The sequence below is a fragment of the Paenibacillus sp. Soil766 genome (assembly GCF_001428105.1).
Lineage (GTDB): Bacteria > Bacillota > Bacilli > Paenibacillales > NBRC-103111 > Paenibacillus_E.
The window spans coordinates 16,195-28,928 of the sequence record NZ_LMSJ01000035.1; the positions used below are offsets into that span (position 1 = coordinate 16,195).

Annotated in this window: 10 protein-coding genes; 4 read left to right on the forward strand and 6 right to left on the reverse strand. The window is 49.0% G+C overall.

Annotation, left to right across the window (positions count from 1 at the left end):
- Positions 1-217 precede the first annotated feature (217 nt).
- Entirely contained in the window at positions 218-673 is a 456-nt protein-coding gene (locus tag ASG89_RS25715) for a GNAT family N-acetyltransferase (RefSeq protein ID WP_057313882.1), read from the reverse strand.
- Positions 674-939: 266 nt separating this feature from the next.
- On the opposite strand from ASG89_RS25715, the gene ASG89_RS25720 reads away from it, so the two are divergent.
- Complete coding sequence (locus ASG89_RS25720) at positions 940-1,791, forward strand: SDR family oxidoreductase (RefSeq protein WP_057313883.1); 852 nt, start codon at positions 940-942, stop codon at positions 1,789-1,791.
- A gap of 604 nt (positions 1,792-2,395) precedes the next feature.
- Here ASG89_RS25720 and ASG89_RS25725 read toward each other — a convergent pair.
- The 5 genes from ASG89_RS25725 to ASG89_RS25745 form a co-directional block, all read right to left on the reverse strand.
- Entirely contained in the window at positions 2,396-3,250 is an 855-nt protein-coding gene (locus tag ASG89_RS25725) for a carbohydrate ABC transporter permease (protein WP_057313914.1), read from the reverse strand.
- Positions 3,251-3,322: 72 nt separating this feature from the next.
- Positions 3,323-4,198, reverse strand: coding sequence for a carbohydrate ABC transporter permease (locus ASG89_RS25730; protein WP_057313884.1), 876 nt, complete (start codon positions 4,196-4,198; stop codon positions 3,323-3,325).
- A 75-nt stretch (positions 4,199-4,273) separates the two neighbouring features.
- The gene (locus tag ASG89_RS25735; protein ID WP_057313885.1) at positions 4,274-5,620 is read right to left on the reverse strand and encodes an extracellular solute-binding protein; all 1,347 of its coding nucleotides are present in this window, start codon (positions 5,618-5,620) and stop codon (positions 4,274-4,276) included.
- A gap of 132 nt (positions 5,621-5,752) precedes the next feature.
- Complete coding sequence (locus tag ASG89_RS25740; RefSeq protein ID WP_057313886.1) at positions 5,753-7,306, reverse strand: response regulator transcription factor; 1,554 nt, start codon at positions 7,304-7,306, stop codon at positions 5,753-5,755.
- Positions 7,303-9,099 (reverse strand): sensor histidine kinase, encoded by a 1,797-nt coding sequence (locus ASG89_RS25745; protein ID WP_057313887.1) that lies wholly within the window; start codon positions 9,097-9,099, stop codon positions 7,303-7,305. Before ASG89_RS25745 ends, ASG89_RS25740 begins: the two co-directional genes overlap by 4 nt.
- A 203-nt stretch (positions 9,100-9,302) precedes the next feature.
- Between ASG89_RS25745 and ASG89_RS25750 the strand changes: the two genes are divergently transcribed.
- The 3 genes from ASG89_RS25750 to ASG89_RS25760 are packed head-to-tail and all read left to right on the forward strand — an operon-like array spanning position 9,303 to position 12,725.
- Positions 9,303-9,971, forward strand: coding sequence for a transcriptional regulator (locus ASG89_RS25750; protein ID WP_057313888.1), 669 nt, complete (start codon positions 9,303-9,305; stop codon positions 9,969-9,971).
- Positions 9,968-11,074, forward strand: coding sequence for an alanine racemase (locus tag ASG89_RS25755; RefSeq protein ID WP_057313889.1), 1,107 nt, complete (start codon positions 9,968-9,970; stop codon positions 11,072-11,074). Before ASG89_RS25750 ends, ASG89_RS25755 begins: the two co-directional genes overlap by 4 nt.
- 46 nt (positions 11,075-11,120) lie before the next feature.
- A complete protein-coding gene (locus ASG89_RS25760; RefSeq protein ID WP_057313890.1) occupies positions 11,121-12,725 on the forward strand; it encodes an N-acyl-D-amino-acid deacylase family protein in 1,605 nt (534 codons plus the stop codon).
- Positions 12,726-12,734: the final 9 nt, after the last annotated feature.

The following is a 12,734-nucleotide window of genomic DNA, read 5'->3' on the forward strand; positions in this document are numbered from 1 at the left end:
TCAGATATGCAGAGGGCATCATCTGAAGCAAAGACGTAAGCTGATAGTATCACCTTATTTGCCCACTACATGATTCATTCTTGCAAATAGCGCTCCCCCATCGCTTTATTCGGAATGCGGAGAGTCCGAACACCACAATATCGAGCAGTATATCGTTTCCTTTACAATGAAAAAGAGGCCTCCAACAACCTTCCTGAAGGTCTCCACAATACTGATCTTATAAATCCAACGTCATAAATGAACTTAGCGGGTCATCCGTGTAATCCGCGAACGGCTCACAATAGGTAAATCCAAATTTCTCATATAATTTTCGAGCGGGTTCGAATGCTTCCATCGAGCCTGTTTCCAAGCTGATTCGTGTATAGCCGCGTTGCTTCGCTTCATTAATAATGTGTTCAAGAATTCGCTTCGCAACGCCCTTCCTATGATGTGCTGCGGAAGTTCGCATGGATTTTAACTCGCCATGTTGACTATCCAACTCTTTGAGCGCTCCGCAACCAACTAAATCCCCTTGTTCCCAACCACTCCAAAATGTCACACCAGGTTTCTTCAATCCATCCAGATTTAGGGCATGTGTACTCTCAGGCGGGGATAATGACTGCATATGTAAAAGATGCTCCATAATGAGCGTTCTCACTTCAGGACCGGATAAATCGTCTACTTTAATCTCCATAATGGCCTCTCCTCTGTCTCTAATTTTTAATCACTAGAATACAACATTACAACGGTTAATTACAACCACTCTTGGGATGCTGCACAACATGGAGAGTACTCATTGTGCACTGTGACAATGCATCTATAGGTACTAGACAGCATGGTTACTGGTATGAGAACATGAGTTATCCGTATTCATGTAAGCGTTATCTATATCATTAAGGGCATAAAGATTTTATGAGATTAATATCCATACCTATGAGGTAAAAAGGGAGCGTGTATCCTATGTTCGATGGCGCATTACTCCAGGATAAAGTCGTACTGATTACTGGTGGCGGCACGGGACTTGGCCGCGCAATGGGCGAGAAATTCCTGTCGCTCGGCGCAAAGTTGGCTATCACGAGTCGGCGTGAAGAGGTGCTAGCGAAAGCCGCAGCAGAAATACGAGTGAATGGCGGGGATGTATTCTACCATCCCTGCGATGTGCGTGATCCGCAGCAGGTTGCTGCCATGATCACGGCTGTGGAGCAGCACTTCGGTCGCATCGACGTGCTGATCAATAATGCGGCGGGCAACTTTGCCAGCCCGACCGAGCACCTATCACCGCGAGCCGTCGATGCGGTGCTGAATATTGTGCTCCACGGGACGTTCTACACCACGTTGGAGTTGGGCAAAAGGTGGATCGAGCAAGGCGTAGGCGGTACGATGCTGAACATCGTCACCTCCTACGCCTCCACCGGATCCGCCTTTGTTGTGCCTTCCGCCGCCGCGAAGGCCGGCGTGCTTGCCCTTACCCGCTCGCTCGCCGTCGAGTGGGCGCGGTACGGGATCCGGCAAGTCGCGATCGCGCCGGGTCTGTTCCCGACCGACGGCGCGTGGAGCCGACTGGCTCCCACGCCCGAGCTGTCGCAGAAGCTCTTGCACCGCGTCCCGCTGGGGCGCGTCGGGGAGAAAGATGAGCTGGCGAACCTCGCCGCTTATCTGATTTCGGACTTCGCCGCCTATATTAACGGCGAAGTGATCACGATTGACGGCGGCGAGTGGCTGCAAGGCGCCGGGCAGTTCAACGACCTGCTCGAGGTGACCGATGAGCAGTGGGTTTCGCTTGCGGAGATGACCCGCAAGGGGAAATCGTAGCGTTAATCAGCAGGAAGCAGCTGCGAGTGTTGCTGCAACTCGCTCTTGATGGATTAACTGGAAAAACTACATCTAATTTCATATATTTCGGCTATCGGGATGAAATAGATGGAAAATGTACATCTAATTTTGAGGAATATTAGAGTTTCTTTGAAAATAGTTAAAAATAGATGGAGAAAATCCAGTTATCTTCCTTTTTCGATGGAATTAGGTAGAATTAGCTGGATATTTTCCATCTATTCCGCTGATGGGGGATCTACTCTACTCTATTCTACTCTACTCTTCTCCACTGATGTCCTCCCACTTATTTGCACACTTCTTCAAAAAATAGACTTACAGATGCAAAACTTGCACCTGTAAGTCTATTTCACATCATTAAATTGGTTTTTTAGGTTTGGTCGAGCTGACGCCGAGGGAGTGTTGTTCTGGGTTGCTGGGTTGCTGGGTTGCTGGGTTGCTGGGTTGCTGAGTTGACGGGTTGCTGAGTTGACGGGTTGACGGGTTTTCGGGCTGCTCTGACTCCGGCCACGGGACTCCGAACACTGCCAAACTTACCAGGAGGCTAGTGCTTCCGCCTTTGACGAATTCCCCCTATGGGTAGCATCTACCCCTTCACAGCACCCGCCGTCATGCCCTTCATGATCTGTTCTTGGAACAGCAGGAACACAACAATCGTCGGAAGCACCGCAATCGCTAGTGCAGCCATCGTCAGTTCGTAATCGGTCATGTAGCCTGTGGCGAAGGCAGATAAGCTGAGCGGTACGGTTTTGAGTGCAGGCTTACTAATGAAGACAAGCGCGAAAGCGAAGTCATTCCAGAACCGGAGAAATCCGAGAATGGCTACCGTGGATAGCGCTGGTACGCTTAGCGGAAGCATCATGCGGAAGAAAATGCCCCAGTAGCCCGTACCGTCAATCAGCGCGGCTTCTTCGATTTCTTTTGGAATACTGACTAAGTACGCAGCTACAATGAATATTGCTAATGGCAGCTCAAATGCGACATAAGGCAAAATGAGTGCGCCGTACGTATTCAACAGCCCTATTTTTTTCATGATAATAAATAGAGGTACGAGTGTGCTATGAATCGGAATGAGCATGCCTAGCAGGAACAATCCAGTAAAAAATGCCTTCAATTTAAACTCAAACCGCGCGATTACAAAGGCCGCCAATGCGCCTAGAATCAGCGTCAGTACTAAGGAAGCCACCGTGACAACTGTGGAATTCCACAAGGAGAGCCCCATACCTGAAACTTTCCAGGCGCGCGTAAGGTTATCCCACTTCCAGACGCTCGGCAATAGAAAAGGCCTGGAAAAAAATTCTTCATTGGATTTAACGGCACTAATAAATAACCATATTAATGGATACAACGTGACGAGTGCATATAAGGAAAGAACGGCATTGATTGCACCGCGCGTCCATATTTTACGCTGCTTGGTTCCAACGGGAAAAACCGTTGGCATCGCTACAACCTGCTTCATAGATGTCCCTCCTACATGAGATGAATGATGAATGACGATAATTGTTTGTGCTGCCTAACGATAGTCTCGTTTCATTAAATATTGACTGCCCACGATCAGCAGCAAGCTAAGAATAATAATCGCCGTAGATAGCGCACTACCGAATCCGAAACGATACACATTGAAGGTACTGTTATACATATAGGAAGCCAGCAATTCGGTGGAATGTGCAGGGCCGCCGCCTGTCATGACGTAGATTAGATCGAATGCTTTCAATGAGCCCGAGATACAGAGGACGATCGCTACCTTCACCGTATCCCAAATCATTGGCAATGTGACGGCAAATAGTTTACGCACGGGTCCGACACCATCCAGTTGGGCAGCATCTTCAATTTCAGGAGAAATATTTTGTAAGGCAGCAATAAACATAATCATATAAGGACCAATATAATTCCAGATGATCGGCACCATCAGCGCGAACATCGATACTTTCGGATCGGAGAGCCAAGCTTTCTTCCAGCTGTCAAGACCAACGCCATCTAGCAAGAAGTTCAGAATACCGATTTGCGGGTGGTAAATGTATCCCCAGATAATCCCGACAACGACAGATGACAATACCATGGGCATAAAGACGGAAGCTCGAATGATACGTTGAAAAGGTGTGCTGCGCATCAAGAGAAGCGCTAGGATCATCGCGATCGGAACCTGCCCGAAGACGGAAGCGGCAACGATAAGCATGTTATTTTTAAAAGCTTTCCAAAAGATCGGATCTGTAAATACCTCGATATAGTTATCCATCCCAATAAACTTCGCTGCGCCAATGCCTTTCCAGTCAAAAAAGCCGTAGTACGCCGACCAAAACAGTGGAACAACAACAAAAAACAAATAGATGATTAAGGCTGGAAGGAGACCTAATGTAATGAATCCTCTCATTCTTGCGGACACGTTCATGATGCCCCTCCTTGTAAGCTTTTTTTGGAAAAAAGGCTCCAGCCGAGCTGAGGCTGGAGTCCTTTGTGCATAACCTTATTTGCCAAGCGCTTTCGCTTGCGCCTCTTGCACTTTCTTAGCAATATCCTCTGGCTTACCGCCCATCAGAAGCTCTTGAAGTCCATTGTTTACGACATCTGCGCTTGATGAGCTCAGTCTGCCGTCATATACCGGCGTCATTTTCACGGTGCCCATCATTTTGTAAACTTCTGCGAACAAGGAGGATACTTTCGTTGTATCCAAAGCAACTTTATAGCTCACAAGCTGATTGCTTTCCAGAATCGCTTTCTGTGCGTCTGGACCTGACAAGGCATAGATCAATTCATAAGCAGCTGCTTTTTGTGCGCCAGTTACTTTTTTACTCATGCCTAACCCTGTTCCAACAACACCCGATAAGGTATTCGGATCGCCCTTACCATTCGGTACAGAAGGCAATACCGTAACAGCCATGTTCGCTAAAGCTTCTTTAGAAGCGTTCGCTGCGAGGTTAGGCAATGCCCAGCCCCCGTCGATCATCATCGCTGCTTTACCTTGTGCAAACATTTGCTCCATCTGCGTGTTATCAATGCTGTTAAAGCCTTCTTGGAAAGCACCGGCTTTACCTAGCTGTTGCAGGTACGTCAAGGATTGAACGAATTCTGGATCCGTGAATTTCGCACCATTTTGATCAACTGCTTTCAAGAACCACTCCGTTCCTGTCACACGATCAGCCAATGAACTTAAGATACTGGATTGTGCCACCCACGCCGCTTTGTTACCGAGCGCAATTGGCGTTACGTTATTCTTTTTGAACGTGTCCACCAACTTCATCATATCGTCCCATGTTTTTGGCGGCTGTACATTATATTTGTTGAAGATTTCTTTGTTGTAATAAAGGATGGATGTTGGCGATAAGGCCATTGGAGCTGCATACGTTTTGCCAGCGATAGAGAAATCATCAAACGACCCTGGCATAAAGTTGTTTTTCCACTCTGTTTTGCTGTCTAGAAGTTCATTAATCGGTTGAATCAAGTCACCGCCGACGAACTCTTTCGTCATGACACCTGGCCACATAACGAACAGATCCGGCATTTCATTCGCTGCTGCTACGGTTTTAAGGCGAGGGCGGTACCCATCGGGTGGTATCCCTTGAATATCCAACTCCACATTCGGATGATCCTTCTTGAATTTTTCCATATATTCGCGCATGGTTTTGGCACGCAGATCTTCGCCTGTGTAGTTATGCCAAATGGAAAGTTTCACTTTCTCACCAGGCTTCGCTGTCTCTGTTTTAGCTGGTGCGGTGCTATCTTTCGCTCCATCTGTAGTTCCACTCGACCCACAACCTGCCATCAACGAAAGTGACATCGCAGCCGCCAGTGTAACGATAAATGACTTTTTCATTCGTTCGGACCTCCTAAAAGTTTCGTAGCAACTAGCTCCTCGACTTGCAAGCGTTCTTCGTTACTCCTTTAGTATAGGGGACATTCCTTTGCAGAGGTACGGGAGAGACTTCGGCACGAAGGGGGACATTTGTCAGTCTTTACTTCCTTGTCGAAACTCGGACGGCGTTCTTCCTGTGTGCTTTTTGAACTGCCCAGTAAAGTATTTGATATCCTCATAACCCACGCGTCTAGCTATATCGCTGACTTTCAATTGCGTACTCTGCACAAGATCTGTTGCCAGCTTCATACGTTCCCGAGTAACGAACTCCAGATATGTACAACCAGTCTCCCGCTTAAACACCTCACTGAAATGATTGGGATTGATATGGACGAAACCTGCAACTTGCTGGAGCGAAATAGGTTGATGCAAGTTATCCCGAATGTAGGCAATCGCCTTATGGATGTACGCATACTTATTCTGATCGAGTCCCTGGTGGAAAATGCTCATAATCGCTGAAAGCACCTTGAACACCTCTTCTTCAGGCCGGCCCTCCCCTTCCAGCTTGGACAATGCGCTTAGTACCGACAAGTCCTGCTGCGCAGTACTAGCTCTCTCTAACCAACGATGTCCGGCCACCACCATCGATTGTAAATATCCTTGGACGGAAAGCGGTGTAGCCGCGGTGTCCTCAAGCTGTGTACGAACCTTTAGATTGACCCAATGTCTGAGATCTGTCGCGTTATCATTCATAAGGATCGCAGCAAGCTCTGTCTCCTCTTTCTCCGTGCAAACCGTGCGGCTCCCGCTTCGATCTTGGATATCCTGGAGTGTGTATAGCCCCGTTGAACCGAGCAACCCCTGGTAGGCGAACACTTCCTTCGCAGCACGATAGGACATACGTAGCCCCTCATCATCGTGTGCAACAGGTCCTAGCGATGCAAAAACCGCACATTTCAATGTTTCCGTGACACGTTGGAGCGCTTTATGGAGCCCCGCGGCATCCGTAATCCCAGCTTCATATCGAACGACCATGACGAAATGGTCCTTATTCATCAGCGTTACACAAGGCAAAAGCTCGTACAGTATATTCTCAGCCGCTCCCTGCAGCAGCTCCGCGAACGTCACCCAGCCCGAGCAGGATACGAGAAGCACCTGTCTTGCAATCTCCGAACCATCTTCCGCTGAGGTGTCGACGCCATTATTACAAAACCACAGATGAAGCTGTGTACGAGCCTCCTCATCATCGTGTAAGCCACGATTCAAAGCCCTGTCGAGCAATTGTGAACGCAGCGCGGCCTGTCTACGATTATCCTGCTTAACCGACTCCCATTTATCCATGATGTTCTGCTTCGCTTTCAAAGCCGCTTTGATGATCTCCTCCGGACGGCTAGTTTTGAGCAAATAATCTGTCACACCACCCCGTAAAGCCTGCTGCGCATAGTTGAAATCATCGTATCCCGTGAGAATAACGATCTCCGTATCTGGTAGAATTAGCTTTATTTCCCGGGCAAGTTCAATACCGTCCATCCCTGACATCCGGATATCGGTCAAAACAATATGCGGCTTCTCCTGCGGAATGCGCTCCAAAGCCTCTTCTGCGGACGAAGCGGCAGGCAGCAGCTCCAAGCCAAGCTCTTTCCAATCGATCACGGTACATAAGCCCGTTCGTATAATAACCTCATCATCCACGATCAGAATTCTCATATCGACGACTCTCCCCTCTCACGTGGAATTAGGAATGTAATACGGGTTCCTGTACCCAGCGTACTCTCCAGAACAAGGCCAGAACCTGCACCGTAATGCAGCAGCAACCTGCGATGCACATTAATGAGTCCATAACTGGTCACAACCTTCTTCCTCTCTTCATCCGCTTCACTTCGGATACCCAGCTTCTGGTTAGCCAAAGCCAACTGTCCATGAATATCTCTGAGCTTCACTTCATCCATCCCGATCCCCGTATCCTCTACAATAAATTTCATATCATGCTCACGCAGCTCGCCGTGCACATAAATGTGCCCTTTGCTTTTCTTTTTCTGAATACCGTGAATCAAGCTATTTTCAATCAAAGGTTGGAGCAGCAGCTTCAACATGACACTTTGCATCATCTCAGGATCGACAAAGAATTCAATCTCAAACTGATCCGGAAATCGAATTGCCTGAATGTACGCATAGTTGCGTACATGGGAAACCTCCTGCTGAACGACGCAGAACTCCTCCCCCTTATTTAAGCTAAAACGCAAGAAATCACTGAGCGCACCGACCATCTCGGCAATTTGTCGATCCTTATTCATTAAAGCAATCCAGTGGATAGACGACAAGGTGTTGTACAAAAAATGCGGATTAATCTGCGCTTGCAGCGCCATAATGTCCGCTTCCTTCTTCATCGCTTCGCCCAGCTGAACTTGATCCTTCAGACGGCTGATTCGGTCACTCAGCTTATTGTAACTGTGAACGAGCAGGCCGACCTCATCCACGCTTTTCACTTCAAACGTTGGAATCATCTCGTCAGGATTCAGATCTTTAAGATATTTAGTCAATTTCATGAGCGGATTCGTGACCCATCGCAAGAAATAAATGACCAGCGCCATCGCCAGCAAGAGCGCAATGAGGATCGTGACAGCCGTTACGGTCAGGACGAATCCATTTTGCTTTTGATAAATCTCGGTCGGAATGAACCCGACTAATTTCCAACCTACACGTGGAAGTCCATTATAGAGTACGGTATAGGGATGCATCCCTCGCAGCACATTCGACACGCCGCTTGTTTCTGTAAGTCCCTGCAGGTTGGAGAATACCTCGGACATATCCTTCATCAGCCACTTCGAATCGCCTCCAGCAATAATCCGATTATTCGCGTCGACCAAGACGACAAATCCGCTCGTTTCCCAGCCTGCATCCGTCAAATAATGCTCAATCTCTGATTGATCCAGGGAAAAAGATAAGATGCCCAACGTTTTAAATAGGCTGAAATCCCGTATCGGTCTGACCAGTGAAATCACCTTGCGCAAACCGTCCGAGGTTTGAATGTCATAGAGCGGTGACCACCATTTGGGTGCTGATTTATACACAGTTTCGTACTGCTGCAAAAGCGGCGCTAAGCCTGAATTCGTTATTGTCGTTGTAAATAATACGGGATTGCTGTTTTTAGGTGTGATCGTGATGTTGGCAATATACTTTTTGGAATAGGATAAGTTCCATAAGGTCCCGATAAGCTGTGAATATAGATTGATATCGCTTTCTTCTTTATCCAAGTAAGATTGTACGTCCTTCTGCCCGATCAGGAAGATCGACATGTTCTCAACATCTTGAATGACAAAATCAAGCTTATCTGTCATCTGCTTCAGCGTATTCATCCCTGCTTGCTTCGCTTTATCCTCCGTGACCGAGGTTGCAATCCGATAAGAGACGGTTCCCATCGTTAGTAAAGGTAATACAACTGCGAATAAAATGAGCAATGAGAGCTTGCGATTGAGTGATTTGGCAAACCACCGCTTCATGGGAGTTCCTCCATTCTTCTGCCGTTCCATCTTCTGACAACACTTAGCATTCCTCATACCATGATCTTTTTACCATAGTATCATGAGGGATACTGGAAAATCATACTTTTTTTTAGTTCAACAAACTTTTTGTTTGACATTCAAAAAGTTTGTGTTACCATTTTGCTCAGAATAACCTACAAGCTGTGAGGGGGATAACCGGTATGGAATCCATTCAGGATGAATTCGTATTTTTGACCGATATGGTGACTGGCCTTGCTGCTCAATTCGGCGAGAACTGCGAGGTCGTGCTGCACGATTTGACGGGGTCATATGAGAGCACCATCGTCGCCATTGCCAACGGTCACATCACGGGACGCAAAGTCGGAGATCCTGGCACAAATCTAGGTCTTGAACTGCTGCGAGGCAATCATGTAAACGGCAACAAGTTCAACTATTTGACCCAAACGAAGGACGGCCGCATTCTGCGCTCCAGCTCGATTTATATGAAAAACAAAGTTGGCAAAATTATCGGTTCTCTCTGCATTAACACGGACATCACGGATCTCATGGTCGCCGAGAAAACACTGAAAAACCTCATTAACCCGGCTGGTGAGCAAACTGAGGTGAAGGAATCGTTCGTCACGAGTGTAAGCGATCTCCTCGATGCTCTGATTCAAGAAGCGCAAGAGCTCATCGACAAGCCCGTTGCCGTTATGACCAAGGAAGATAAGATGCGAATGATTCAGCTTCTCGATGCCAAAGGTGCTTTTCTCATTAAAAAAGGCGGCGAGAAAATTTGCACATATCTCAACATCTCCAAATACACCCTATACAGCCATCTGGAAGAGGGCAAAAGTAACGCAAAAGAGAGTGAGAGTGAATCCCTATGACCATCTCCTTAGAAACGCCTTGCGTCATCATTGATACAGATATTATGGCTCGAAATATAGCAAGTATGGCAGAACGAGTGCGACAAAATGGTGTTAATCTGCGTCCGCATGCCAAAACACATAAGCTCCCTTCTGTTGCACAGCTTCAAATCGACGCGGGTGCTGTTGGCATCACTGTGGCCAAAGTATCGGAAGCCGAAGTGATGGCTTTGCACGGGATTCCTAATATCTTTATCGCGTATCCGTTGGTAACCGCGAGCAAAATTGAACGTGCGATTCGCATCAGCGAGCAGATCGAGCTGATCGTTGGCGTGGACAGTTTGGCCGGCGCCAAGCTGATGGAGCAGACCGCGGCCAAGCATGGGCATACGCTGCAGGTTCGGTTAGAGATTGACACCGGGCTGCGCAGAACCGGTGTACCGTTTGAAGAGGCCGCCGCGCTTGCCACGGAGATTGCGGGTATGCCGCATCTGCGGCTGACCGGCATCTACACGTTCCGCGGCGCCCTGCATGCCGGCAAGCCCACGCTCGACGTGGCGGCCGCCGGCTGGGAAGAAGGTCAGCTGATGGTTGACCTCGCTGACCACCTTAGAGCCGCTGGCATCGCTGTCGCGGATGTCAGCGTGGGCTCGACGCCGACGGCTTTGTATGCCGCGGCTGTCGAAGGGGTGACGGAGGTTCGTCCCGGCACCTACGTCTATCAAGACCGGATGCAGGCGCAGCTAGGCGTCTGCGAGCTCGAGGACTGTGCCGGCAGCGTGCTGGTCACCGTCGTGAGCCGGACTTCGGCGGATCTGGCGATCGTCGACGGCGGCAGCAAGACCTTCGCGACCGATGTGCAGCCAGGTACACATCCCTTGCAGTTGCGCGGCTTCGGCCATATTCATGGCCTGGAAGATGCACTTCTCGTGCGGATGACCGAGGAGCACGGCATGGTCGAACTTGGCCCTCTAGCTCAAGCCGCTGATTTGAAAGTCGGCGACCAGCTGCGCATTATTCCGAATCATATTTGCAGTACGATTAACCTGCACAATCATGTTGCGATGCAGCGTGGAGACACATTTGAACGCGTGCCTGTGCTTGCACGAGGCATGTTGGAATAGCTGGAATCGCTGAAATGGCTGAAATAAATTTGGGAGGTGCCCCATCATGTTGGATCTACTACTGAAAAACGGACGCATCGTCGATGGCACTGGTAATCCTTGGTTTGCTGGTGATGTCGGCATCCAAGGCAACAAAATTGTTGCTGTTGGTCAACTCCATGAGGATGCATTGAAGGTGATCGATGTAAATAAGCAAGTGATCTCGCCTGGCTTCATTGACGGTCATTGCCATTCCGATCTGATGATCTTCGATTATCCGCATAGTGAAATCAAAATGCGTCAAGGTGTAACCGCCGAAGTCGTCGGCAACTGCGGACTTGCGCCTGCTCCCTTCGTCCCTTCCCAAGCTGAACTTCTCCAAAGTTATGTTCAGCCGGTGCTTGGTCAAACCAAATGGCAATGGCCATGGGAAACCGTTGCTGAGTATATGGACGCCGTCGCGAATTCGCGTCCTTCTGAGCATATGGCAACCTATGTGGCTCATGGCGCACTACGAATTTCCGTGATGGGCTTCGCCAATCGTCCAGCCACTGGGCCGGAAATCGCACAGATGAAGGTGATGCTTGAAGATGGCCTGCGGGCCGGTGCGATTGGCTTCTCCATCGGGCTGCTCTATGCGCCAGGCAGCTATACGAGCAAAGAAGAAATTGCGGAACTCTGCTCCGTTTTGCCAAAGTATAACGGCCTGTTCTCTACGCATATTCGTGGTGAGGGGAACAATTTGTTGCCGTCCGTCAAGGAAGTCATCTGGATTGCGGAGAGGGCCGGCGTTTCGCTGCATATCTCTCATCTCAAAGCTGCCGGCAAACGCAACTGGGGGCAAATCAATGATGCGCTGGAGTTGATTGAGGATGCGCGCTCTCGTGGCATGGATGTCACTTGCGATGTGTATCCGTATAATGCGGGCTCTACCAGCTTAACGACGATCCTTCCTCCTTGGGTACTTGAAGGCGGGATCGAAAGCGCGCTTGAGGTGCTCCGTGACCCTTCGCTTCGTGCCCGTGTTCGCGAAGAGTTGAGTCACGAGCAGACGACATGGGACAACTTGGTGTGTTCCACAGGCTGGCAAAGTGTGTTTCTTTCTGCCATGCACACGGAGCGCAATCGCCATCTCGAAGGCAAGCACCTTGCCGAGATTAGCGAAATTCGCGGGCAGGATTCAGCGGAGTGTATGATGGATCTCCTTTTGGAAGAAGAAGGCCGTATCTCCATCGTCTACTTCCATATGTCTGACGAGGATGTGAAGCAGGTTATTGCTTACGATAAATCGCTCATCGCGTCAGATAGTCTCACTTGTGATACGGGGAAGCCGCACCCCCGCTTATACGGGACGTTCCCTCGTGTATTTGCGAAGTATGTCCGCGAGCATCGCATTTTGACCTTGGAACAGGCGGTACGCAAAGTGACATCGTTCCCTGTTCAGCGCTTCAAGCTGGGTAAGCGGGGGCTGATTGTTCCTGGCTACATCGCTGATGTGACGGTGTTCAATCCAGATACCATTCAGGATCATGCGACATTCGAGAATCCGAGGCTGTATCCGGATGGTATCTCTCATGTCGTGGTGAATGGCGCTTTATCATTGACCGGCGGTCAACATACGCTAGCGCGTGAAGGCAGCTTCATTCGCGCACAGCATTGCTGCAAGCACTAATTTTCTAAT

Coding starts and splice junctions, on each gene's coding strand:
- ASG89_RS25725 (WP_057313914.1), bottom strand. CDS start 3,250: ATGCCAACGGTTTTTCCCGTTGGAACCAAGCAGCGTAAAATATGGACG.
- ASG89_RS25715 (WP_057313882.1), bottom strand. CDS start 673: ATGGAGATTAAAGTAGACGATTTATCCGGTCCTGAAGTGAGAACGCTC.
- ASG89_RS25750 (WP_057313888.1), top strand. CDS start 9,303: ATGGAATCCATTCAGGATGAATTCGTATTTTTGACCGATATGGTGACT.
- ASG89_RS25760 (WP_057313890.1), top strand. CDS start 11,121: ATGTTGGATCTACTACTGAAAAACGGACGCATCGTCGATGGCACTGGT.
- ASG89_RS25745 (WP_057313887.1), bottom strand. CDS start 9,099: ATGAAGCGGTGGTTTGCCAAATCACTCAATCGCAAGCTCTCATTGCTC.
- ASG89_RS25730 (WP_057313884.1), bottom strand. CDS start 4,198: ATGAACGTGTCCGCAAGAATGAGAGGATTCATTACATTAGGTCTCCTT.
- ASG89_RS25720 (WP_057313883.1), top strand. CDS start 940: ATGTTCGATGGCGCATTACTCCAGGATAAAGTCGTACTGATTACTGGT.
- ASG89_RS25755 (WP_057313889.1), top strand. CDS start 9,968: ATGACCATCTCCTTAGAAACGCCTTGCGTCATCATTGATACAGATATT.
- ASG89_RS25740 (WP_057313886.1), bottom strand. CDS start 7,306: ATGAGAATTCTGATCGTGGATGATGAGGTTATTATACGAACGGGCTTA.
- ASG89_RS25735 (WP_057313885.1), bottom strand. CDS start 5,620: ATGAAAAAGTCATTTATCGTTACACTGGCGGCTGCGATGTCACTTTCG.